A 23,727-nucleotide genomic window follows, 5' to 3' on the forward strand; every position below is an offset into this window, starting at 1 on the left:
ATATGTTGTCAAAGTACGAGTAATACCTGTTTAAATTTTGTACACTTTCTCACTAGGGAGTTTAAAAATTCCAGTGGCGCAATGTTTACACTCAAAGGGTATGAGGGGGTGACGAACAGCGAGATGATGGCTTTTCGCTGTTTCCAACACTGAAATTGATGAATCTGACCAAAGTTAACCATGCGTATTCTTGCCATTGGCGATATTCACGGATGCTCAACTGCATTTGATACCCTGATCTCTAGGGTTAGGCCACAGCCAACCGATACCATCATCACCCTTGGCGATTATATAGACCGAGGACCCAACTCAAGAGGCATCCTGAATCGGTTAATCAAACTACACAAGACCGGAAAGCTTGTGGCTTTACGCGGCAATCATGAAGTGATGATGCTGGCAGCACGTTTCAGCCGTAGGGAGGAGTCCCTGTGGCGCTGTCGGGGTGGCAAGGAGACGCTAACGTCTTACTCGAAATCGAACCGAGTGGCTAAGCTCAAGGATGTCCCCGCTCGTCACTGGCACTTTATAGAGAATGTGTGTGTAGACTGGTACGAAACCGATACCCACTTTTTTGTCCATGCCAACGTCCATCCGGATATACCGCTAGCACAGCAGTCCGCAAACATGTTGTTCTGGGAGAAATTTGGCAATCCAGTGCCCCACATTTCAGGCAAAACGATGGTTTGTGGACATACGAGTCAGAAAAGTGGCCTGCCGATCAATCGGGGTCACGCGATTTGTATTGATACGAGAGTTTACAGCAAAGGCTGGTTAACTTGTTTGGATGTGACCAGTGGCAGAATCTGGCAAGCCAATCAGGCAGGGAATGTACGAACAGCCTGGATTGCTCAATTTGCCACCTATTCAACCCATGCGAGATTTTAGATTTTGGATTTTAGATTCATTGCCTTGTTCCCTATTCCTGCTTACCAAGGACTGCCAATCATCGTAAAACCGGCCCAAAAATAAGGATGTGTCAAATTGCGGGTTCCTAGCTTGGCCAGTTCTGGTGGTAAAGCTACATTCTCTTTACCCGAAAAAAGTTTACCTTCTTTGAGCGAGACTTGCCCCCTGAGCATCGCTAGTTGTGCCTGCCGCAGCGCTTCCGCTTTAATGGGTGATACTTTCAATTGCTGGTATAGCTGTGTCATGAGTGCTAAAGTTCCTTCATCACTCACAGACCAGAGGGATGCGATCGCTGATTTTACCCCAGCTTGTACCGCTAACCCCGCAAAACCTAACTCGGCTTGCTGATCTCCCAACGCCGTCTTACAGGCGCTCAATACCAATAACTCCACAGGCGGATTACCCCAACCTAACCCAGACAATTGGTCTAGTTGTAGCTTCGTATCCCAAAATTCAATGTAAGAGTTGCCTGGTGCTCCCGGACGGAAGGTGGCATGGGTTGCCAGGTGAATCAGTCCAAAGGGCTGTTGCTGTCGTTGTGCCTTCAGATTGGCTAGGGTAAAGTTATCGTTCAGGAAGGACTTGCCCTGCCACAAAGAAGGTGTAATGAGCGATAGCTCGACAGGCACCGCCGGTAAAGGGCTTTTCTCTGGGAATTTTGACGCTCCCATCGCCAGAACCTGTAAGTCTTTAATGCTCTTGTAATTAGTATCAGTAATCAGACTGAGACTGGGCATCAAGCCAAGGCTATATTTCTCAACCAGAAACTGTTGACCATCATAAAGAGCTGCGATAGGCAGAGAGCGCAAGCCTTGATCCATGATGAAAGAGAGATTCTGGATACCTCGCGCTTTAATCTCCGCATCTAGAGGAGCTATCAACCATTGATAGAGTTGCTTACCAGGAGCCTCGTAATCACGGCCACTTTGAGCATTGGTCACTTCAGACTGAAATTGATAAACCACTTGGAGAACTTTCTCACGCGTTGCCCCAGTCACTTGGCGACGAATCGGTTCGCCCTCCCCTGTCACCAGCACTAATTCCAATTGGTATGGAGAATTTGGGGCTTCAAGGTTTGAGTTTCGGTCTGGAGGAGTTATATTGCTTGCCCCATTGACTACAAGCCGTTGGGGTACAAATGTTGCATAGATTAGTGCTGGTTTGACGCCAGTTGCTGTCTCCACTTTACGAAGAATATTACGAGCGTCTGCCAGAGTTACAGTCGGAGTCTTACCAGCGTGGCCCAAATATTGCTCGAATTGCCGTGTTAAAGGTTCTTCCAGGGAAGGAACCAAGTTAGGTGTCACTTCAGTTGAAGACGAGTTTCCGACTAACTGTTGTGGTGATGAACTCTTTGTTTGCGAAGAGTTTGCTCCAGCAATAGGAAAATTATTAGTATTCCCATTGCGTGATGGATTAGTTGCTCCACCCCTATTTGGTGAATTGGGCGTGCTACCACCGGCTGTAGTGCTGGTAGTGCCACTGGATGGATTCGCTGCGACGTCACTGGCTGTAGCCCCTGTGCTACCACCGACTGTAGTGCTGGTAGTGCCACCGGATGCGTTGGTTGCGACACCACTGGCTGTAGCGGCTGTACTACTACCGGATGTACAAGAGGGACAGGTATTGGAAGTACTGCTTGTACTTCCACTAGAATTACTATCTTTACTACCTCCGGGGGGATTAGTAATGCTGCCACCCGTGGGAGGAGGCGTTGTCCCACCCGTAGGAGGAGTCGTTGTCGTGCCACTTGTGGGTGGAGTCGTTGTCGTGCCACTTGTGGGTGGAGTCGTTGTCGTGCCACTTGTGGGTGGAGTCGTTGTCGTGCCACTTGTGGGTGGAGTCGTTGTCGTGCCACTTGTGGGTGGAGTCGTTGTCGTGCCACTTGTGGGTGGAGTCGTTGTCGTGCCACTTGTGGGTGGAGTCGTTGTCGTGCCACTTGTGGGTGGAGTCGTTGTCGTGCCACCCGGTGGCGGAGTGGTACCACTCGTGGGTGGAGCGGTTGTACCGCCACTCGTGGGTGGAGCGGTTGTGCCACCCGGTGGCGGAGTGGTACCACCCGGTGGCGGAGCCGTTGTACCGCCACTCGGTGGAGGAGTCGTTGTACCGCCACTCGTGGGTGGAGTTGTACCGCCACTCGTGGGTGGGGGAGGGTTGGTTCCCCCTAGATTGTGTAAGACTACAGGGGGGCTTGCTTGATTTCCCGTTCCCAGATTATTCCAACTCAACTCGCCGTGTGTAACGGTGCCAGCGGCGATCATCTTTATAGTGCCCGAATTGCCGGCTCCCTGGTCAGTTGTATTGACATTTTCAACCTTAATATTGCCCCCAGCGGATAACAACGAGACAGAACCCGCATTTCCCGCATCCAAATCCTTGGCGTTGATATCACCGGTCGTAATGTTCCCTTGGGCCGTCAATCTCACATGCCCAGCATCACCTACAGTTTGATCAGAAGTATTGATATTCCCTACATTAATGCTCCCTGCTGCCTTCATAATCAGCGACGGAGTGGTGGTCAAAATCACATAATCTGGATCGCTCGTAGGAATCGAGAGAGTATCAGGTTGGGTAATAGTAATATCTGCGGCTGTGATACTGCCGCCTGAATCTACCTTGAGAGCCGCCCCTGTGTAGTTTCCTAGTGCAATGTTACCTCCAGAGGTAATGATGGGGTCATGTTCACTGATGACGTTGGCGGGGCCGCCTGATAAGTTGATAAACAAGACACTCCCTCCACTCTGGGAGTGACTATCAAAAGAAATAATTCCATCACTGACAAAACTTAAGTTGCCGCCACTTTGAAAGGGGGGTGTATTTGGAGTGTTTAGTGCCAGGATGTCAATACCTTGCTTGGCCTTAATCTCAAGGTTCCCTCCTGCCTGAGCTAGGAAAGGATTGGTGGCTGTATCTCGTACCGTCAGCGTGTTCTGCGCCAGTAGATTTAAGTCACCCGTTGTTTGCAACTGGCTTTCTACTAAAGTGAGGTTATTTTGAGCGGACACAATGGCGGTCTGGGCTGTTACACTCCCTTTGATCGCAACATCTCCGCTTTGGATGGGAAGACCAGACCCCGTCAGTTCTACCTGGCCTAAGCTATTAACGCCCAAACCCGTAGCTTGAGAACTCCCTGTCAATAGCTGGGGTAAGGTGCTTGGAGTGATCGTGGAGACTTCTGAGGCCGGAACCTCTAGGCTGAGTACGTTCCCTGGTGTACTCAGGAGTACTGTACTCTGACCAGGAACTGCCGTAACGGTAATTTGTCCTCCTGGCGCATTTAATTGACCAGTACTCACCACCGTACCGCCCACTAGAGATAAGTTGTTCCCCTCGCCTACACTGAGTTGACCCATATTCACCACTGCTCCGGGTGTCTGGGATGTAGCGAATGTGAAGTTACTGGGTTGACCGACCAATGTAGCGTAGTTATTGGGTTCGGTGGCGCTAAACAACTGATTATTACTAAGGCCAATACCCGTCGCTGTAGTCGCGGTGAACGAGGCTGGAACGTTCAAGCTGGCATTTGAGCCAAACACAATCCCCGCCGGGTTCATCAGATATAGATTGGAATTGCCGCCCGTAACTTGGAGGAGTCCGTTAATATAAGAAGCGCTGCCCCCTGTCACACGGGTCAGGATATTCTGGATAGTTGGGTTAGAGAGGAAGTTGGCGATCTGACCTTGATCCAAACCAAACTGGCTGAAACTGTGGAAAAGATTCGCTCCTGACTGAGTGCCCCCTTGGATATCCAATTGGTTGGGATTGCTGTTAGGAGTAACAAGAGTACCTGTACCATCGGCAGCTGGCACAATCGGTTGCGCCTGCGCTACATTCCAGGGGCAAATCAGGCACGCAACCCAAGGGAGCAGCGATAGGCCAATATGTTTTGCTTTATGTTCCCTATTGAGTTTAATCCCAAAAAGGCAGAGCGGTTGACCTTTGGGTATAATATAATCTTTCTTTTCCGCAGGATTGGTGACCAGCCATCCGCTGATTCTAAACACAGGACATTTCCCCTAGTTTTTTGAGATTCAACACGCTGTTGCTACAACGTGTCGCACTGTTAGACCAACTCCAGCCTCCGAATTACAGGGATACAGAGATTCGGTGAGACTGCACCCATTTGTTACTTAATCATTACTGCGGTTCTGACTGTTTGTCAGATTGTAGGGCAAAAATTTTTGAATATTCTCAAGCTTCACTAGTATTTTAAGCTAGCTTACTCCTAATTATGATCACAAGTTATCCTCTCTAGGGTGCAATTTAGTCCCTAGAAAAATTGAGAGCTTACCGACCTCAAGCGAACGGGTCTTTGAGAGAGGACGATTCAGGTGTTTTGGCTCAGACGACAGCGCCAGATTTACCCGTCAGTATATTGAGCTAGTGCATCTTAGCCAATTGCTCAAGCGCATTGATATATTGATATCGACGAGCACCTGGAACTCACCCTCGGCTTAGAACTGTCTAACCACAGGTTCTCTCAACCCCACCGCTTCAGGCGCACCAACGACCAAACGCAACTGATTCAAGGAAAGCGTTAACCAAGGATGGTCTAAGCCTAAATTGGCAAAAGAACTCTCACTAGGTACTTGCAATTGATTCGCGACTATGCTTATGCGAGACTCAATCTGACTTGGAAATAACAAAATAGAATCCGATTTCGTGCTAAAAGCATTGGCACTTAACGGTAACTGCAACTCGAAGTTGGGTGGGTTGTAGCTAAAGTGGCACAAGGTTCGTTCTCCCTGACGAACCAGGAGGCGATTTTTATACCCTGAATTGGCAGAAGTATTTTTCTCCCAAGTAAATTCTGCCAATTCCTTCGGTAAACCCCAAATATTGCGACCTCCTGCCACCGAATCAGCATTATCTACATAAATATGGGAAACCCAACCCCCAATTTGGCCTGAATAGCGGACTAGACCAGCGACAACGATCAGTTCGCTATATTCCAATACAGACCCTGCACCATAATGAGAAGCATAAATCCCACCTACGGTTTTTCCCGGCAAAACACAAACGAGTTCAAACTGTGGGGGGATGAAGGGGCTTACTTGTTTAGCATCGAGGAAGTGGCAAGTTTGGAGCGCATAGCCCAGAAGCGTCCAAGGTGCCTTGGGATAGGTCATTTGTGTCATTCCCAGAGATTCTATTTAGTTGTATTAAGCCTTTTTTTTCATCCATAAACATCCACACGTTGATAGGTAACCGTTGGCTTGTAGGATGGGTCTCTTGCGCGTCCGGATGATGCCAATTAGAGGTACAGGCATCTATACGCCAACGGCTAATTCCCAGCTTTTGAGGACACCCGTATCCATCGGCGCATAATCGATCACCTGCAACTGCCAAACTCCCACTGCCGATTTATGCAAAAATTGTTTGAGCGCCGGCGTCGTTTCCACAGAATAGGTTTTTTGTAACTGAGTTAATGAACCCAGTGTACGATTTTGCAACAAAACAACCTGACCATTGGGAGCCTTTAAGCTCACCTCAATATCTCCCAGAAAGTCGTGTTGAATATCGACAATGACCTGAATCTCTCGCAGTGAGGCCGAATCATTGACTTGAATCGCACTCGTAACGCCTTGAGGGTTGTCATCGGGTATTCGCACAGGGGTGTCATTGCGTGTAGAGAGGCGTCGGATACCGGATTGGGGACTTTGGGGTGTTTTTTGCTGAGCCGCTTGTACGGCGTTAAAGGCATTGACTTTGCCATAGCCAAACCACTGTGAGTGACCGTTCGTATCGTAAGTGCCCAGTCGCATCCCCAACTGGGGATCGGCGTCACGGTCAACGATTTTATCCGCCGTTTCTTGGAGAATACGCTTGACTTCCTGCGCCGTGAGGTCGGGGTTAGCACACAGAACCAGTGCGGCAACGCCAGCCACAACCGGACAGGCACTAGAGGTACCACCAAAACTACTCACGTAGTCCCCCGATTCATACCCTAGCGCCCCTACTAAGTCAGCGCTGAACATCCCTAATCCTGGAAGTGACACCATCAGTTCGGGTGCCGTGCTAATATAGCCCGTGCGTTCAAACCACATTCCCGGCGGTGCGTTGTTACTAGGCGCACACACTGAGACATTCGTTCCCCAGTTACTATAAGCCGCTTTTTTGCTCAGGCTGGTACAGGCGGAAACGGTAATCACGTCGGGATGAATCGTAAAGCCACCTAACCAGTTGGTGGGTCCTTTGAGCAAATCGTTAGGCCAACTTTTCTCATAAACCGTACCACTGACAGGGCGATTGGCATTCCCTGCCGCAAACACAATCACACAGCCTTTCCCCCGACGCCCCTTGGTGGCAGCACGAGTCAGGGCCGCGCGTTGGCGGAGAGAGAGAGGAAAATAAACGGCAGCCGGCCCCCAACTGCAAGAGATGACGCTGGCATCATGGGCGATGCAATAGTCAAACAATTGTTCTATCGTGTCATCATCCAAGAACCCAGTCGTGCGGATGGGCATCAAGGCACAACCAGGAGCAACACCCGCAATCCCGACGCCGTTTTCTTCCGCAACAGCGATTCCCGCGCAGGCGGTGCCATGACTCTCTTCTGAGATGTCCGGCAGCGGCAAGAAGTCATTATCTTTAAAGTCTTTGGGGGCGACAATTTTGCCCGTTCCCTGAAAATCTGAGTGGTTCAAGTCAATGGCATCATCGGCGACGGCGACAACAATAGAGCGATTGCCACGGGTAAGATCCCAGGCTTTTTCTACATTAATATGGGAATTTGCCGCGAGCATGGAGCCGCCCGGATGGTTGAGATACCATTGCTTAGGATAGTAGGGGTCTTTGGGGTGGTAGTGAGCTTCTTTGGGGATGACAATTTCGGGTTCAGCGATGAGAATTTCTGGACGCCCCATGAGTCGGTTGGCGATTTTGACCGGATTTTCTGTGGCATTACGGGTGAGTTGAAAGACGAAAGTGTTGGGGATGCCAGCCACAGGTTTGACGGTTTGTAGACCAAATTCTGCGGCAACGCTGGCGATCGCCTCTTCCTCGGTTTCCTCGGTAAATTGAATCGTGAGTTGGTCGGTCAGATAAATCAGTGTCTCTGGATTATTTCTGAGTTGATAAACATGACTGACAAAGGCACTGGACTCACTTTCCCTTGCCGCTTGCATCACCTCATCCCTCTGCTTGGGGGCTACTTTGAATTCTTCGAGGTGGGCGTGAGGAATGCTTTGTTCATATTCGGCGGGCAACGCTTGCGCTAACGCTTCTCCTGCCGCTTTGGAGGTCGGGCGAACGGTGAAGCGATCGCCGACTTTCTCCAGCGCCAGTTCTTCACCTCCCCGTTGCAGAAGTACACCTACACTTCGTTCTGGGACACTCCCCGTTGAGTGAGAATCGTCTGGTAAAGACTCTGGACGACTGGTCATCGGTTATACTCCTTAAGTCCAAAATTTTACATCTGGAAGGTTAGGAAACTTTCAGACAGTGATTTCAGTCTAACCCTCGCAAGACTTTGGCTCTAGCCATACCAGAAAACTGAACCGTTAAGAACAGTCTGGCAATGATAAGATACCCAAAGTTTAGATACGTTTTATATTCCAATACCCCCACAATTGTTTCATGGTCTCCTCTGGAACTGTTCGTAGCTTTGGCTTTTCCTGCCTGGTCTGTTTACCTTTCACAGCGGCTTTGGCATTGCTGCCACCAGCACAGGCTCAAAATTCTGTGCCTGCGCTTCCAGAAGGTGCCAGTGATACGCAGCCTGACTTGACCGATCCTAATAATATGCGACCCCTGAATCAGGATGGCAGCATTTTGAGTCTGCAAGGCGGGCAAAGTTTGATGGGAGAGGCGAGTAATGCCATTAGTAGCCAAAACTATACTTTGGCGGCGAAAAAGCTCCAAGATGCACGTCAAGTCTTCAACCAGCTATCTAATTTCTATTTACAACTGTCATCTAGTTTCTCAGGAATCGATAACCGGATTTACGAAGCCCAGCGAAAAAAAGCCCTAGAAACGGCTGAAAAGCGAGATGAAGCGACTTATCAACTTGCACTGGTACACCGGGCGCAAAATCAGCCCGAATTGGCAGTACCCTTGTTGATTCAGATCATTCGTTCTCAGAACCCAACCCGTGATTTGGGTAAAAAAGCTTATCAGCAATTGTTTGAGTTAGGCTTTGTGGATTCACCCTATCCCAAACCTCGCAGTGGCGAGTCTACTTCCTCCACGACTCCTGACAAGTAAATTATTATATGTGAGACGTTTGAAGAGAAGCGGGAGTTTCAATGATTAGCCTACAGCAAGTTGAGGCATTGATTAAGGCCGAGATACCCGATGCTCAGGTGCAGGTTCAAGATTTAACCGGTGGTGGCGATCATCTTCAAGCCATTGTCGTTTCGTCCCAGTTTGAAGGCAAGTCTCTGGTAAAACAGCATCAACTGGTTTATGGGGCAGTACGTCAGGCGATGGATACGGAAGCGATTCATGCCTTAGCCCTCAAAACTTACACCCCTGAAGCTTGGAAAGCTACAGGCCAGGTTGTTTAAACGATGATAATGCTAGAGTTCTCTCTACAGTCCCTAAACTAACGCTATACAAGATAGCAGGAGCATTGGCGGAAAACTATGAACCCAGAAGTGAAAGAGCGGATTGACAATTTAGTGAGCCAGAATAAAATTCTGGTTTTTATGAAGGGCAACAAACTGATGCCCCAGTGTGGTTTTTCCAATAACGTTGTCCAGATTCTGAATACGCTAGGCGTACCCTATGAAACTGTAGACGTTTTGAGCGATTACGACATTCGCCAAGGCATCAAGGAATATTCCAACTGGCCGACGATTCCCCAAGTCTATATCAATGGTGAGTTCGTGGGCGGCTCAGATGTCCTGATTGAGCTGTATCAACAGGGTGAGTTACAGCAATTGGTAGAAGTGGCCTTAGCCTCCTAAAGAACTAGGTGTATTGTTGGATAAACCCAGTTGTGGCTATTCGGCTGACACAAAGAATTTACGATCAGGCTTTTAAGTCCGCTTTTGCGGACTTTTTTTATCTTTATGTTACCCCTAATACTCAGTTGTTTAACTCTCTCAAGCTCTGTTGAACACGAATGAGTGTCACCTCAAAACTCGGTGTTCGAGACTCGATTGCGAAAAAAATATTAATAAGCTGTTAAAATATTTTGGGCTAATTCAATATCTGACGGCGAAAGGCAAATAGGCAGTTGAACATTAGCCAACTGTCTATTTACAAATAACCCCAAACCTGTAGGTACCTAGTAGTAGTCCGATTCGGGTTCCGGCATGGGCATCGCCGTCACTTCAAAGTTAGATGGATCGCGCAGATAACGCATGGCTTCTTCCTCCAAGCGGTGGATCAGATAAACTTCAAGAGCGTTAGTGTGCCGAAGGGCATCGACGTATCCATCTACATAGAGCCGCAGGTCATCATAGCGATAACCCCGGTTCCACATATAAACCAGAGCGTCAGTAAGCTGCTGGTAGTAGCGTATGGTGCGAGTATCTTGAAGCATAGACTTAAAGAGTTTTGAGTTATGAATTTTAAGATTTGAGGGGCAAGCTGTCAATCCGAATAATTAATAACTAACAACTACAGCTAGCTGCTAACTATCCTCCTACTTCTTATTGTGCCTGAGGTAGACTGTCGTTGCTCCTAACTTGAGTAAGATAAGACCGCTTTTGATTGTTCTTGCTCACTACAGAGCTAGCTTTTGGTTCATGATGGAGTCTAGTTGTAAATATACCGTTAGGTCGCTCTTTTACGGGCGAAGTTAGAACAGGCGAGTGGTACTGTGTTGCCAATAGGGGGATTTTTTGTCAATCGATGGCTACGGCATCGGCTCCCGTAGGAGAATAAGATACTTTAACCTTTATTAATTTTATTGTACTGCTGATTCTCCAAAGGTTTGGACTTCAACCTTCAACCTTCAACCGTGTGAAGTAGCCTTTGTTACAAAATCTTGACATAAGCTCTGTTAACCTGAAACGCACCGCGTGAAGGAAGTAGGTGGCTGTGGCAACGGTTTGTATTCAAATTGTCGAGGGAAACCCCCACTTGCGATCGCTACTCGGCTGGCACTTACAGCAAGCTGGTCATTGGGTTCATCAATCCGCTACTATTCATCAAGCCAGAGAGACCTTTTACAGTCGTCAACCGACTCTGGTCATTCTGGACTCTGACCTACCTGATGGGGATGGGATCGAGTTTTGTCGTTGGCTACAGCAGCAGCGACAGTCGCTCATTCTCATGCTATCTGCCCGCAATACAGAAGGTGATATCGTCACGGGTCTTCGGGCAGGGGCTGATGATTATCTGAGCAAGCCTTTTGGGATGCAAGAGTTTATGGCAAGGGTTGAGGCATTAATTCGGCGTGTGCGCGTGACAAATGCCCCCATGTCTCTGGACTACGGCGATCTCAAGATTGATTTAGTACAGCGTCGTGTCCGCTTTAAAGACGAATTGATTGACCTGACACCCCAGGAATTTAGTTTGCTCTATGTACTAGCACAGGCGGAAGGAGCACCCTTAACTCGCTCCGAACTCCTGCGTCGTGCTTGGCCTGATGCCATTGACAACCCGCGCACGATTGACACTCACGTTCTGTCTTTACGCAAAAAAATTGAAACCGATCCCCGACAACCCAGCGTGATTCAAACCGTTCGCAACATCGGCTATCGGTTCAATCCTTTGCTGCTTCAAGGGAACCAAACCCCAACACCAGAACAACTGACAACTCACAAAAATAATGGGCGTCCTCCTGTGCGAGTGGCAGCTAGGGGATCGTTTTAATTCTGGCGGTCGTTCACAGCCACTCTTGAGCCGCTTGAGTCTCCGCGTACACTAGCGTTTCTCGTAACTGTTTCCAGTCAATTTGCTCAGATGAAGTGTCTTGAAGCAGTTGACCGTTCTGTAAATACAACATCCGGCTACAAAACAACTGAGCTATATCTAGCTGATGATTGACCATCAAAATCGACATATTCTCCTTAGCCGCCAAGTCCGCTAAGACACCTAGAACGTGAGAGGCAAGACCCGCATCTAGAGCAGAGGTTGGCTCATCCAGGAGTAGAATTTTAGGTTGGACGATTAAGGCACGAGCGATCGCAACGAGCTGCCGTTGTCCTACAGAAAGTTGTAACTCCGTTCGTTGTAACCAGTCAACAGGGATATGAAGTAACTCTCGATAAGCCTCTAGGCGTTCCTGAATCTGTCGTTGAGGCAGTTGTTGCAACGTCAAAGGGTAAGCTAACGCCTCCTGAACCGTCATGCCTAGGAGTTTGGGTTCTTGAGAAACCAGCATCACCTGTCGTCTTAACTGGAGGACAGGGATTTTCCGAATATCCTGGTTTTCTAGATAAATAGCTCCACTTCTGAACTCACTCAGGCGGTTCAAGAGTCGCAGCAGTGAAGTCTTCCCAGCCCCCGATGGCCCGATAATACAGAGGCGCGAACCCGTAACCACCTCAAACGAAATATTATTCAGTAAATATTGACCACCCAATGCAGTAACAAGACTGACTTGCTCTACACGCAGTTGGGGAATCTGTGTTGTTGCCAAAATGAGCTGTCCTCAACCCTAACGTTAGGTTACATTTTATGACCCATTAATTCACTCCTGTTTCTTCGCTACTGAGAGCTTCATCTGGATTGGGCGAATTGACGATAGGCTTTAACACAGCGCAACAGAGTTAGGTCGGAGATAGAGTATGTTACCAAAGCTGAACGTTTATCCCAGACTACAGCTCCACATTAGCTTCAGCGATCTCGCCGCAAGCTTGTTATCTTTCCTTTCCGTCTCCAAGCGAGAACAAAATATCCGAGAAATCCAATCCTTTTGGAAAACTGACAAAGAAGTATTGGTAACTCTCTCTGTCAGAACATCCCTCGATCTAATGTTACAGTCACTCAACCTCCCCGCTGGGTCGGAAGTTTTAATGAGTGCGGTCAATATTCGGGACATGGTTGAAGTGGTGAAACGGCATGGCTTGGTTCCGGTTCCGGTTGATATTTCCTTGGATACCCTAACTCCTTCGCTCCAGTTACTAGAAACTCTTATTTCCGAAAAAAGTCGAGTATTTTTGGTCGCTCACTTATTTGGCTCAATTATTAATTTAGAACCCTATTATCAACTGTGTCAAAAACATAACATTCTGCTTGTAGAAGACTGTGCCCAAGCGTTTGCTGGCTCTAAATATTACGGATATGAGAAGGCAGATGTCAGTTTTTTTAGCTTTGGCCCGATCAAGTCCTGTACTGCTCTGGGAGGAGCTATTACTCTGATTCGCGACAGCACATTAGCTGAAAAGATGCAAAGCATGGAGGAAAAATATCCCTGTAAGAGTGAGTTTTGGTTCTTGAAACGGGTTCTGAAGTATCTCGGCTTGAAGTTTTTTTCAATTCCTGGGATTTATTCCCAGCTTCTAGCTTTTCTCAGGTTACTCGATCGCGACCTGGATGGGGTGATTAACTCTCTGACACGGGGTTTTACTCACGGTGATATTCTTGCCAAAATCAGGTATCGTCCTCCAAACCGGATGCTCTCTCTGTTGAACCGGAGATTGAAAAATTGCAACACCCCATGGTTTGAACGACGAGAGTTGAAGGCGCGAAATTTTTTATCACAGCTGTTGCCTGAGATACTTTGTCCTGGTCACAAAGCTGATTACCATTCGTTTTGGGTTGTTCCTATACTCCTGTCTAATCCAGAATTGCTGATGGCAAACCTGAGAGAACAGGGGTTTGATGCTACGAGGGGAAATACGAGTTTAGCCTGTATCAAGGATTTGCGATCGCACGAGACACTCCCAGTTCCCAGTCCTGTGAATGGAGAATGCCTGCTCGAACAGGTTCTGTACCTTCCCGTTGCGGAATCCTTACCGGAGCAGGAACTCGAAGATCTTGCCAAACGGGTCAATGACTTCTATCTCGCTTCTCGGTTGAGTCAAGTACACTCAGACTTAACTTCCAACCTGCTTTCTTTATAGAAAAGTGGGGTAACTTCAAAGCCTATCTCCTCGTAGGAGACCGGAGCTTTAGTGAGGAGTTTGGAGTGAGGTCTGCCTGGGGTCTATTCATCATTCAAAAATCGGCGTAAGTCGAGGCAAACTCATCGCTTACTACAATCAAATTTTCCCCAGATTAAATGCAGTCCAAATTACCCATCCATCTGTAAGCAGCAGCAACAGTGAAAATCCCAACAAAATCAGATACATCCAAGGCTGTGATAAGGGACGAACATCGGTTGTATCAATTCCAGTAAATTTTTCCACTAACTTCACTAACCGGGAAAACCCAACCACACGCATCGGCAGCAAATAAGCCTTATCTGAGGACTGGCTGAGAAAGTAATAAACTAGCCCCCCTTGCCCCGTCGTTCGCATCTTCAAATCTTTGATATCCTGCCAAGGTAATGACCAACCTTTGCGGAAAAAACTGGGTACCCAACCCGGATAAGCCACCTGAATTTTTTCCTCCTCCACAATGACCCGTTCACTCAACGCACCATATAATGCGATCGCACCCACACCAATTCCCACCCACAGGAATAGAGGTGGTATCGGTGTTGATGATACTTGCGCCAAAAACGGGAGAGGAAGGGTCAGCGCTAAATAAAACATCATTAAGGTAATACGAATTAGGGGAGAGATGTAAAAAATAGAACAGGAGGACTGTTCAACATCAGATTGTGTTTCAGGGTGAGGTGACATGGATAAGTCCTAATTGTTAATTTTGTGGCGTCCACGCCGTCTTATCGCCTTGCCCCCAAAAGCCGTCATATTTCGTAACGCGAACATCGCCCAAGACCTTAGTCTGACAGGCTAAGCGGCGATTGGCTGTGGGAGAATGAGGAGGCAGTGAGCGCCTCGCCTTATCCTTCCAATTCGGTTCGGACACGTTCCCTTCAACTGTCACGGCACAGGTACCACAACTACCCAAGCCCATGCAGTTGATTATCTTAGCCTTGCCGTTATACAGTTCAACTCCATGCTCGAATAAAACTTGGCGTAAATTGCTCCCCGGCTCACATTCAAAGGTTTTTCCTTGAGCTGTTACTTTAGGCATCGATCCTTTACCTGATTTGTTGTAAAAGGGGGTTGGGTTACGTCAAAAAGCGGAGATTTTTTGGCTTTATGTAAACCCTTCCCTAACTTTAGTTTACATTTCTTTACGATTACCTCAACCATTCTCCCCGTCTATGAACTCGCAAGCATCTACCCCCATCTGGATCTATGACACCACCTTACGGGATGGTTCCCAGCGTGAAGGACTCTCCCTGTCACTAGAAGATAAGTTACGAATTGCGAAAGAACTCGACCAGTTGGGGATTCCTTTTATTGAGGGTGGATGGCCGGGGGCAAACCCAAAAGACGTACAATTTTTCTGGCAAATCAAAGAAGAACCCCTGACTCAGGCGGAAGTGGTAGCCTTTTGTTCGACGCGACGGCCTAACATTGCCGCCGCCGATGACCCGATGCTGCAAGCGATTCTGGCAGCAGGCACTCGCTGGGTGACGCTTTTTGGGAAATCTTGGGATCTCCACGTTACAGAAGGGCTACAAACGACGCTGGAGGAGAACTTGGCAATGATTCAAGACTCGATTGAGTATCTCCGTAGCCAGGGGCGTCGGGTGATTTACGATGCCGAACACTGGTTTGATGGCTACAAGCAAAATCCTGAATATGCCCTCCAGACTCTGAATGCCGCACTCAAGGCCGGTGCAGAATGGCTGGTGTTGTGTGACACGAACGGCGGTACCCTGCCTCATGAAATCGGACAAATTGTTCGGGATGTTCAAGAAGCGTTGAACGTTGGAAGGTTGAACGTTGAAGGTTCAGAAGAACCTGCTAACCTGCAACCTTTATTAGGTATTCATACTCATAATGACTCGGATACAGCGATCGCAAATGCTCTGGCGGGTGTCTTAGAGGGCGTCCGCATGGTGCAGGGAACCATCAACGGTTATGGCGAACGCTGCGGCAATGCGAATCTTTGCTCTCTGATTCCCAACTTGCAGCTCAAGCTAGGATACCGCTGTATTCAGGATGAGCAACTAGTGAAACTGACCCAAACCAGTCGCCTGATTAGCGAAGTCGTGAATCTGGCTCCCGATGACCACGCGCCCTTTGTGGGACGTTCGGCGTTTGCTCACAAGGGCGGCATTCATGTCTCGGCGGTGGAACGTAACCCCCTGACTTATGAACATATCGAACCCGAAACGATTGGGAATCGACGCCGAATCGTGATTTCTGACCAGTCCGGACTGAGTAACGTTTTGGCAAAAGCGCGGACTTTTGGTCATGAACTCAATAAGCAAGACCCCGCCTGTCGCCAAATTTTAGAGCGTCTTAAAGGATTGGAAAGCGAAGGCTATCAATTTGAGGCAGCAGAAGCCAGTTTTGACTTACTAATGCGCGAAGCGTTGGGATATCGGCAGCAGTTTTTTGAGCTAAAGGGCTTTCAGGTACATTGCGATATGTTGCAAAGCATTAGTGGTGATTACAGTAATGCCCTTGCCACAATCAAAGTTACTGTCAATGGCAAAGATATCCTAGAAGCTGCCGAGGGAAATGGCCCGGTTTCCGCCCTAGATGCCGCCTTACGCAAAGCCCTCCAGAACTTCTATCCGGAAATTGCCCAGTTTCAGTTAACCGACTATAAAGTGCGGATTTTGGATGGTGGTGCGGGTACGTCTGCCAAGACTCGCGTGCTGATTGAATCGAGTAATGGTCAAAAGCGGTGGACGACTGTAGGCGTTTCGCCGAATATCCTGGAGGCGTCTTATCAAGCGGTGGTGGAGGGGATTGAATATGGTTTATTGTTGCAGTCTTCAGGAAAGCCTGAAAGCCGGATGCCTGTGAACGAAGGTTCTAAAGCGTCGGTGCAGTAAAGGACTCCCTCCCCTTGATAAGGGGAGGGTTGGGGAGAGGTAAAAAGCTTGGTGCAAGATCTGAATTGACTCGAAGTTTTTGGTTATTGTGTGACCAAATCCTTCTCCTTAAGATTTTCTGTTGCCTGATTGTAATTTGGAGTCACATTTTTCCGTTCTTTGGCGGCAGCCCGCATGTAGGCTACCTCTGTTTCCAAACCCGGAAATGTTGCCAAAATTTCAACTAATTCGTCAAACTCATCAGCCTTGACAATTGATGTGTTCAAAACTTCTGGTGTGAGTCTTCCATACAAGTTTTTGGCAAGTAAGGCTAGAATATCTTTCTGTTTCGGTACCTCAATCTCTCCCGCTTTCACTCGTTTGGGATTAATACCCCACTTCAAAATTTTCAAAAGTGCCTGGGGAGAGGCTTGGGCGCAAATAGAACTGGTAATTTCCCGAATCGCTTCTGCTAGACAGGGCTTTAGCTTTTCTTCTGGTAAATCTAGGTCATTCACTAGCGCTTTCAGGGCAGCCACATGCTTGTCTAGAATTTCATTTGAGAAGGGAGCCAGTTCGGCAATAATTGTATCTCCAGACGGGTCTTTGCTGCGGAAGGGGTCTTCTAGCGTGTTAATCAACAAATGGATGTCTGTGGGATTACCGTAGTCAAATTGACCCAGGAAAAATGGCTCTTCATAGCCCGGTTGTAATCCTTGGAAGTAGATAGGCCATTCCTTGCCAGACTGGACGATTTTGTAAAGAATCATCTCTAAGGTTTCTGTGGGCCAACCTAAATTAGTGACGGTGAAAAATTTCAGTTGGTCAGGCTTAGAGAAAATTAAGGAATTCAGTAGCAAATGACGCGCTTCGCTCAAATTTTGGGCAGTTAGATAGCGATGAGGAGCATGAACATTAACGACAGGCCCGATTTTAATTTTCTCGTCAATTTGAGAAGCCACTAAGCTGTTATCTAGGGTATGAGTAAAGCGCACCATTGAATAAGTCACTTTACCCTGCTGTACGGCTTGGGCAAATTGCCATTCAGCTATTTTCTTGGAAGCGGCGTACACTTCAGCCGTAAAGTATCTAGAGGCTTTACCTGTTGAAGAGAATACACATTGCTCTACGCCATATTTTTCACAGAGATTGATAATATTCTCTGTTCCTAAAAGGCTTGTTGATATTGTTTCTCTGACTTTTTTTTCTGCTAATCCGGGCTGACGTTGAGCGGCTAAGTGAAAGACGAGTTCTGGTCTTTCTGCATCAAATATAGAGTTGAGGGCATCATAGTTGCGAACATCGGCAGCATAGCGAGTGACGGATGCCTTTTTGTCTGCAATGGGTTTAGGTTCTAAGGCATAACCACAGCGGGCGTTGTCTACAGAAATTACATGTTTGACACCGAGTTCAACTAGCTTCTCGACTAAGTCGCTGCCAACGCATCCCTCTCCACCTGTTACAAGCGCAACCTTTCCTTTAAGTTTTTCGCTAACTTCAGATGTATATAGGTGAATGGTGCGATCACGGACATCGGCAAACGGATCGTCTTCGAGTTGTCCTTCTGCTTTATAAGCCTCGATGAGTTCTACAGTTAAAGTCTTTAGTTTGGCTAGAACTTCAGGATCGTGCGGTTCCGGCGAACCTGGTGGCACTAATTCTTGTAGGCGTTTAATTACCTCGGCTTTTCTGGTAACAGGCACCACTGCTAAGTCGGATTCCGGCTTCACTTTTAGTAACTCCTGTAAGTTAGTAAAAAAACTGATACCTCTACATTCAGTCGCCCAAGGTAAGCCCTGAGCGACAAAATTGTTTACATCATAATATACAGTTTTGAATTTCTGCTAATAGATAGAGGCTTACTTTACGCATTTTTTATATATGTTTATATTCTTCAAGAAAACTATAAAGGTTAGGTGAAGTCCACCCCAGGTAAAAGCAAATTTATATCAATTTTCACGCTTTCCTTACTTGGGAGATGGGAAATGAACATTGATTTGGTTTTAAAGAATAAACTTACAAATCATTAGAAGAAGCGCTTAAGCCTGTCTCTAAGTGAAATGAGTTACTCTCTGATTTATTGGGGTTTTACTGACAATAGCCTACCCGTTCTCAAGGCTGAGTATCTGACCCAGTCGGGTGAACTCGTTCCTGGACAAAAGAGCAATCCTAGTAGATGACAAATTTTAAAACCCTAGAAAAAGGTTTCCCTCCAGGAGCATGAGGAAGGAACAGCGCACTCTACGCTATTTAAACACACAATCTGGCTTTTTGACTTTTTGAGTACAATTACTATATAACTACCCTAGTGGTCAGAGCGTTTATACTCTAGTCACATTCAGCTTAGCGTATTCAGCCAGGACTCTATCGTTAAACATAGGTTTGACGGTAGGATCAAGGGTGGCAGTTAATAATGCAGACTGCTTAGGTTGTTCTTGTGTAAATCTCCTTAACGCTTCTTGTTGTAGGGTTCAACGCTTGAGTTGAACAACAAAGAGAGTCTAGCTTAAGGTAGAACACGAGCGCGTGCAATTTCGCTATTGTCAAAGGCGAAGAACCCATCGCTGGAGTCAGTGAATCCAACCCTACCCAATCTGACGATTGGGTAGTGGGAGCTGTGACCTGGCTTCAACGCTAGCATAACTTGATGCGATTAGGTCTGTTCCGGACAGCGCTGGTATTTCCAGAAAAGTTGATCGGGGTGAGATTTCTAAAGGTTCTCGGTCGCTTTGAGCAGGTGCAAGTCAAATGGGAGGAGAGTCCAACTGTATGTCCAGACAGGCGGAACACAGCTATTCAGAGCCAATGGTAGTAATTACCGTACACCTTGCCAAAAACACTTGCACTTCTATCCTAGATACGCTACAAGAGTATATGATTGCTTCTTGGCCGTACAAGACTCTACGAACCGGCGCAATAGCCAAATCAGGAAGCATTATAGTTCAAGCATTTGCAAAAGCAATTTCAAATTCATTGAAAGTATGACTCAGCAAGTTACTCACCCAATGGTGAAGTTTCAGCGTCAGGTGCATTCTCTGGTGGAATCCAAGATTATTAAGCCTAACGACAGCCTGTGGAAAATCGCCCTGCTGTATGGAGATGAATGGTCTTACTGGAAGAAAGAGCTCCTTGAATTTGGCTTCACCATGCAAGATCCAATTGGAGACTTACTGGCAGTAGAAGCCTGGGATGAAGAATAGAGGCGTGAGGGACTTAGGTGGAAGTTTCATGCAGAAAGTTCCACCTCCAAGCCAAAAGCGACGCTCAGCTCGACTGGGCATCTGCTAAAGCTTGAGCTAGTTCTTCAGCGGTTTGATAGCGATCGCGCACTTTCGGTTCACAGACTCGCTCAATCACATGCCGTAGATGGGGCGTGATGGTCGGAACATTGGACACATCAAACCCATATCCAGAGCCGCGCTTGCGGTAATATTTTAGGGGGGCTTCACCCGTGAGCAGAAAAATTAACGTTGGACCAATCGCATAAAGATCAGATTGCGTGACCGGATTTCCCCGGTCTTGTTCTGGAGAACTGTAGCCCTCAGCCCCTATGCGAGTTCTGTGAGCTGTACCACTCTCTTTGACTGCGCCAAAATCCAGTACAACAATTTGATTATCCCGATGGCGTACCATTAGATTTGCCGGTTTAATATCTCGGTGGATCAGGGGGGGTTGGCAGGAATGGATGTAGTTCAGGATGTCACAAGTCTGAATCATCCACTCGATGGCCTGTTTCGGCGTGACAGGACCTGAGCGCGAGACGCGTTGCTCCAAATCCTGACCGTGAATTAACTCCATCGCCAGATATTTTTTACCCTCTTCGACAAAGAAGTCGTAATACTTGGGAATCCCTGGATGCGCTAGCGTCTTCAGGGTACGAGCCTCTCGTTCAAACAGTTCTTGGGCTTTAGTAATTTGAGCCATGTCCTCATTCATTTCCTTGAGGACAAGCAAGCTAGGACGTCCGTAACCACTCGTCTGTTTATCCCAAGCCAGATAAGTCGTGCCCATTCCCCCTTGCCCCAATGTCCGCAAGACTTGATACTGCCGAATGCTGCGCTGGATGGCAACCAAGGGTTGACCGCAATGCATACAGAACAAGTTGGTCTTTGGGTTGCCTGGGTGGGTACAGCCTTCGATGGGAGGGGGGTGTAAAGGGTCATGCTTCAAAGGGGTAAAGCCTTGCTCATGACCCTCGACCGTTGGCGGACGATGCGCGGAACCTATCGACCCATTCCCCATTACGGTGGGTTCCTCTCGTTGGAATTTCAGTAAAGGGCCTTCTCGTGCCAGTTGGATCAACGCCTCATCGGGCACCAACCCCCGCGATACCAGTACACCGTTGAGGAAGGTACCATTTGTCCCCTGATTGATGAGCTGCCACAAATTTCCCGATGCAGAAGAGCTTGCCCGGAGTTCCAAGTGATGTCGTGAAACCAAGGGGTCATCAAGAATAATGTCATTATCAGGAGATCGACCAATCCGAATGGTGGATTGGCTCTGGAAATTCCACTGTTGCAGGGGGGTGGATGCCTGGGGATGTAAAAGGGTCAGCGTGACCATATGTGAGTAAAAAATAAAAAGGCAGAAGTAGGGATGATTTCTGGCCTTTGCCTTTTGCGGAATTTATTTATAAAGGAGTTGCTGTTGCTCAAAGTTGGGTCGTACCTTCACCCGAATCAGGATGGCCGTAATATTGTCGTGCCCATTGTGATCGTTCGCTAGTTCGATTAACTGTAGAATACCCTGATCGAGATTGGCACGGGAACTAAGTAAGGGGGCAAGGTGGGTCTGCCAGTGAGTCTCGACAAGATCATTATCGGACAGACCGTCGGAACACATAATAAATAATGTATCTTCATTAAGTTCCAACATCTGTACATCAGGATTAACGAATTGTTCACCGCGCGGTCCCAAGGCTTGAGTCAGCTGGTTCGCGTCGGGGCGCTTGAAGGCAATTTCTGGGTCTACCCCCCGAATGATTTCTCGTTGAGCTACCTCGTGATCGACCGTGAGTTGCTCTAAGCCCCGCTTGCGAGTCAGGCGGTAGAGGCGACTATCCCCGACATGAGCGATCGCCACATTGGTATTCTGGATCAACATCATGACGAGGGTCGTGCCCATGCGACCACTACCAGAACGAGCATTTTTCTCGTTGACTTCATAAATTGCCTGATTCGCGATACGTACTCCCTCACGGACAATTTCTTCGCTGGGCAATTGCTCATCCTGCCAATGCTCTTGAAAGTAGCGCCGGATGGCCTCAACCGCCATGCCACTGGCTACTTCTCCGGACGCATGTCCTCCCATTCCGTCACAGAGAATATATAAACCGCGAGCCTGTACTGACCGACCCATGGGATTTTCCACTTTCTGGATCAGGGTCTGGATGCCAAAGGAATCCTCATTATGCTCCCGTTGGTGACCGATATCCGTGCAACCCGCGTCATCTAGACTTAGTAGCTGCATCGGTAAAATCAACGTTGGTAGCTCATCGCCTTCATTAGTGCTCATAGCTTCATGAGGAATTCTTGGGAGTTGAGTGCGTCCAGTTTCGGCGGGTGTATCGGCGACTAGGCTATCTGCCGACTCAGCATCATCAGAATTAGGATTTGGGTTGAATTGGGAGGTCATGGCTTCGTGTTGACGGGCGATAGATTCCAAGCGCGATCGCAGTTCGTGAATTGTTTCAATTTCTTGAGTACACATCTGCTGGAAAAGGCCAGCTAAGGACATATATTGCGTCCGCTGGGACTGGTCAAATAACCGTTGCCACATTTGACCCAAATTTTGTAGGGTCAGTGGTTGTTCTGTCGGGTCTGGATACAAGCGAACCAAGCCCAAGGCTTGGTCTTCATCCACCCGTAAATTCGTCGTTTCCAACAGGCTTTGACGACAATGCCAGGGTTCTAGTGCCTGCCAGAGTTTGGCCATTTCATCGAGCCAGTATAAAATTTGCAATGTAGAAAGCTGTTCGCTGTCCCACAACTCGCGGAGCAACTGCCACTCGGAACGGTCTTCTAGCAAGACTACCGCTTCTCCAGCCTGCTGCCATGCATCATGAACGGCTGGTAGAGTTTGGTAGTACGAGGCTTTGAGCGCTAAATACGGTTGAGCAATTCCTGGAATCCCCCGAACGTTCCAAGGGTCGGTGGGCGAGGTAGGAGCCGATCTCAGGCGTATATCAAACGTCTCCGAGCCACCTTGTTGTTGCTCCAGCAGGGCTTCTAAAGGTGACTTCTGAAACGGCTGACAATCTAAAACCCTTACAGACAAGCCGTAGCCTGGTTCTGCATCAGTGGCTGCCCAATTAAGACTCTCAGGTTCTATCAGTCGGTAACGCTGTTGGTTATCCAGATAAACAACCGTTGGAGTCGGTGAACACACGTCGCCCTGCTCTGAGGTGCCATTAGGCGTCCCCTCAGTGAACTTGGACTGAAGCTGAGTGGAGAGAGGCTGTGTGACTTCCTCCTCGGCAATTGCCTCAAGGTCTTCTGCTGTGGTAAAGGGGACAGTATCGTCCTCTCGCTCGTCTTCTAGAGGCGGTAAAGCCGACTCCCAAGAAGGGACGGGTGTTGTTGCCAAAGTTCCTGGTTGGGGCCGTTCGTCCTGATCAGCCAGAGGTACCTCTATCGGTAATTCCTCGGCTGGGTCGGTATCAGTAGCGCTGGGATCTGACACCTCCAGGGGAGCGGCTTGCTCATCCTTCCCAGAGATGAGAAAATTTGGATCTTTGGAGAAAATAGCCCTCCAAACTGTTCCCGTGAAAGCACCGCAATTGTGACAGGTTTCAGCAGTGACGGGTACTTGGGCTTCACACTCATGACAAGTTTTATGGATCAGGGAAGTTCCACAACTTTGACAAAACTTATTGGTATTGGGGTTTTCAAACTGACACTTGGGACAAACTAACATAAGGGAACTTCCTCACTTCCTGTCAGAGGTTTTAAAGTTTGGTATATAAGCTAACTGCCATC

Annotated in this window: 18 protein-coding genes; 8 read left to right on the forward strand and 10 right to left on the reverse strand. The window is 48.0% G+C overall.

From position 1 onward, the window contains the following. Positions 1-180 precede the first annotated feature (180 nt). Complete coding sequence (locus tag NDI48_13810; protein MEP0832248.1) at positions 181-885, forward strand: serine/threonine protein phosphatase; 705 nt, start codon at positions 181-183, stop codon at positions 883-885. Between the two features lie 41 nt (positions 886-926). Here NDI48_13810 and NDI48_13815 read toward each other — a convergent pair whose 3' ends face one another. From NDI48_13815 to NDI48_13825, 3 genes are all read right to left on the reverse strand, one after another. Further along, positions 927-4,910 carry a CHAT domain-containing protein gene (locus NDI48_13815; GenBank protein MEP0832249.1) on the reverse strand — a complete coding sequence of 1,328 codons (3,984 nt, stop codon included), beginning with the start codon at positions 4,908-4,910 and terminating at the stop codon, positions 927-929. A 450-nt stretch (positions 4,911-5,360) separates the two neighbouring features. After that, complete coding sequence (locus NDI48_13820) at positions 5,361-6,035, reverse strand: acetoacetate decarboxylase family protein (GenBank protein ID MEP0832250.1); 675 nt, start codon at positions 6,033-6,035, stop codon at positions 5,361-5,363. 141 nt (positions 6,036-6,176) lie between these two features. Beyond that, positions 6,177-8,291: a S8 family serine peptidase gene (locus NDI48_13825; protein ID MEP0832251.1), complete on the reverse strand. Its 2,115-nt coding sequence runs from the start codon at positions 8,289-8,291 to the stop codon at positions 6,177-6,179. Between the two features lie 193 nt (positions 8,292-8,484). Here NDI48_13825 and NDI48_13830 point away from each other — a divergent pair, with 193 nt between their 5' ends. The 3 genes from NDI48_13830 (at position 8,485) to grxD (ending at position 9,815) form a co-directional block, all read left to right on the forward strand. Then, positions 8,485-9,111 carry a hypothetical protein gene (locus NDI48_13830; protein MEP0832252.1) on the forward strand — a complete coding sequence of 209 codons (627 nt, stop codon included), beginning with the start codon at positions 8,485-8,487 and terminating at the stop codon, positions 9,109-9,111. Positions 9,112-9,152: 41 nt separating this feature from the next. Next, a complete protein-coding gene (locus tag NDI48_13835; protein MEP0832253.1) occupies positions 9,153-9,413 on the forward strand; it encodes a BolA family transcriptional regulator in 261 nt (86 codons plus the stop codon). Positions 9,414-9,491: 78 nt separating this feature from the next. Beyond that, a complete protein-coding gene (gene grxD, locus NDI48_13840; GenBank protein MEP0832254.1) occupies positions 9,492-9,815 on the forward strand; it encodes a Grx4 family monothiol glutaredoxin in 324 nt (107 codons plus the stop codon). A 323-nt stretch (positions 9,816-10,138) separates the two neighbouring features. Here grxD and NDI48_13845 read toward each other — a convergent pair whose 3' ends face one another. Further along, complete coding sequence (locus tag NDI48_13845; protein MEP0832255.1) at positions 10,139-10,396, reverse strand: hypothetical protein; 258 nt, start codon at positions 10,394-10,396, stop codon at positions 10,139-10,141. 500 nt (positions 10,397-10,896) lie between these two features. Between NDI48_13845 and NDI48_13850 the strand changes: the two genes are divergently transcribed. After that, positions 10,897-11,673, forward strand: a complete 777-nt coding sequence (locus NDI48_13850; protein ID MEP0832256.1) for a response regulator transcription factor — start codon at positions 10,897-10,899, stop codon at positions 11,671-11,673. Between the two features lie 13 nt (positions 11,674-11,686). Here NDI48_13850 and NDI48_13855 read toward each other — a convergent pair whose 3' ends face one another. Then, on the reverse strand, positions 11,687-12,442 hold the full coding sequence (locus NDI48_13855) for an ATP-binding cassette domain-containing protein (protein ID MEP0832257.1): 756 nt from the start codon (positions 12,440-12,442) through the stop codon (positions 11,687-11,689). 148 nt (positions 12,443-12,590) lie between these two features. On the opposite strand from NDI48_13855, the gene NDI48_13860 reads away from it, so the two are divergent. After that, positions 12,591-13,868: an aminotransferase class V-fold PLP-dependent enzyme gene (locus NDI48_13860; protein ID MEP0832258.1), complete on the forward strand. Its 1,278-nt coding sequence runs from the start codon at positions 12,591-12,593 to the stop codon at positions 13,866-13,868. A gap of 138 nt (positions 13,869-14,006) precedes the next feature. Here the strand turns inward: NDI48_13860 and NDI48_13865 are convergent, their stop codons facing one another. Further along, positions 14,007-14,591, reverse strand: coding sequence for a hypothetical protein (locus tag NDI48_13865; GenBank protein ID MEP0832259.1), 585 nt, complete (start codon positions 14,589-14,591; stop codon positions 14,007-14,009). Positions 14,592-14,607: 16 nt separating this feature from the next. Continuing rightward, complete coding sequence (locus NDI48_13870; protein MEP0832260.1) at positions 14,608-14,946, reverse strand: (2Fe-2S)-binding protein; 339 nt, start codon at positions 14,944-14,946, stop codon at positions 14,608-14,610. A gap of 133 nt (positions 14,947-15,079) precedes the next feature. Between NDI48_13870 and cimA the strand changes: the two genes are divergently transcribed. Next, entirely contained in the window at positions 15,080-16,771 is a 1,692-nt protein-coding gene (gene cimA / locus NDI48_13875; GenBank protein MEP0832261.1) for a citramalate synthase, read from the forward strand. 83 nt (positions 16,772-16,854) lie between these two features. Here cimA and NDI48_13880 read toward each other — a convergent pair whose 3' ends face one another. After that, complete coding sequence (locus tag NDI48_13880; protein MEP0832262.1) at positions 16,855-18,480, reverse strand: polysaccharide biosynthesis protein; 1,626 nt, start codon at positions 18,478-18,480, stop codon at positions 16,855-16,857. Between the two features lie 1,251 nt (positions 18,481-19,731). On the opposite strand from NDI48_13880, the gene NDI48_13885 reads away from it, so the two are divergent. Beyond that, complete coding sequence (locus tag NDI48_13885) at positions 19,732-19,950, forward strand: DUF4327 family protein (GenBank protein ID MEP0832263.1); 219 nt, start codon at positions 19,732-19,734, stop codon at positions 19,948-19,950. A gap of 64 nt (positions 19,951-20,014) precedes the next feature. Here the strand turns inward: NDI48_13885 and NDI48_13890 are convergent, their stop codons facing one another. Both NDI48_13890 and NDI48_13895 read right to left on the reverse strand, forming a co-directional pair. Then, a complete protein-coding gene (locus NDI48_13890; GenBank protein MEP0832264.1) occupies positions 20,015-21,313 on the reverse strand; it encodes a serine/threonine-protein kinase in 1,299 nt (432 codons plus the stop codon). 63 nt (positions 21,314-21,376) lie between these two features. After that, on the reverse strand, positions 21,377-23,665 hold the full coding sequence (locus tag NDI48_13895) for a serine/threonine phosphatase (GenBank protein MEP0832265.1): 2,289 nt from the start codon (positions 23,663-23,665) through the stop codon (positions 21,377-21,379). Positions 23,666-23,727: the final 62 nt, after the last annotated feature.

The sequence above is a fragment of the Microcoleus sp. AS-A8 genome, assembly GCA_039962225.1.
Taxonomy (GTDB): Bacteria; Cyanobacteriota; Cyanobacteriia; order Cyanobacteriales; family Coleofasciculaceae; genus Allocoleopsis.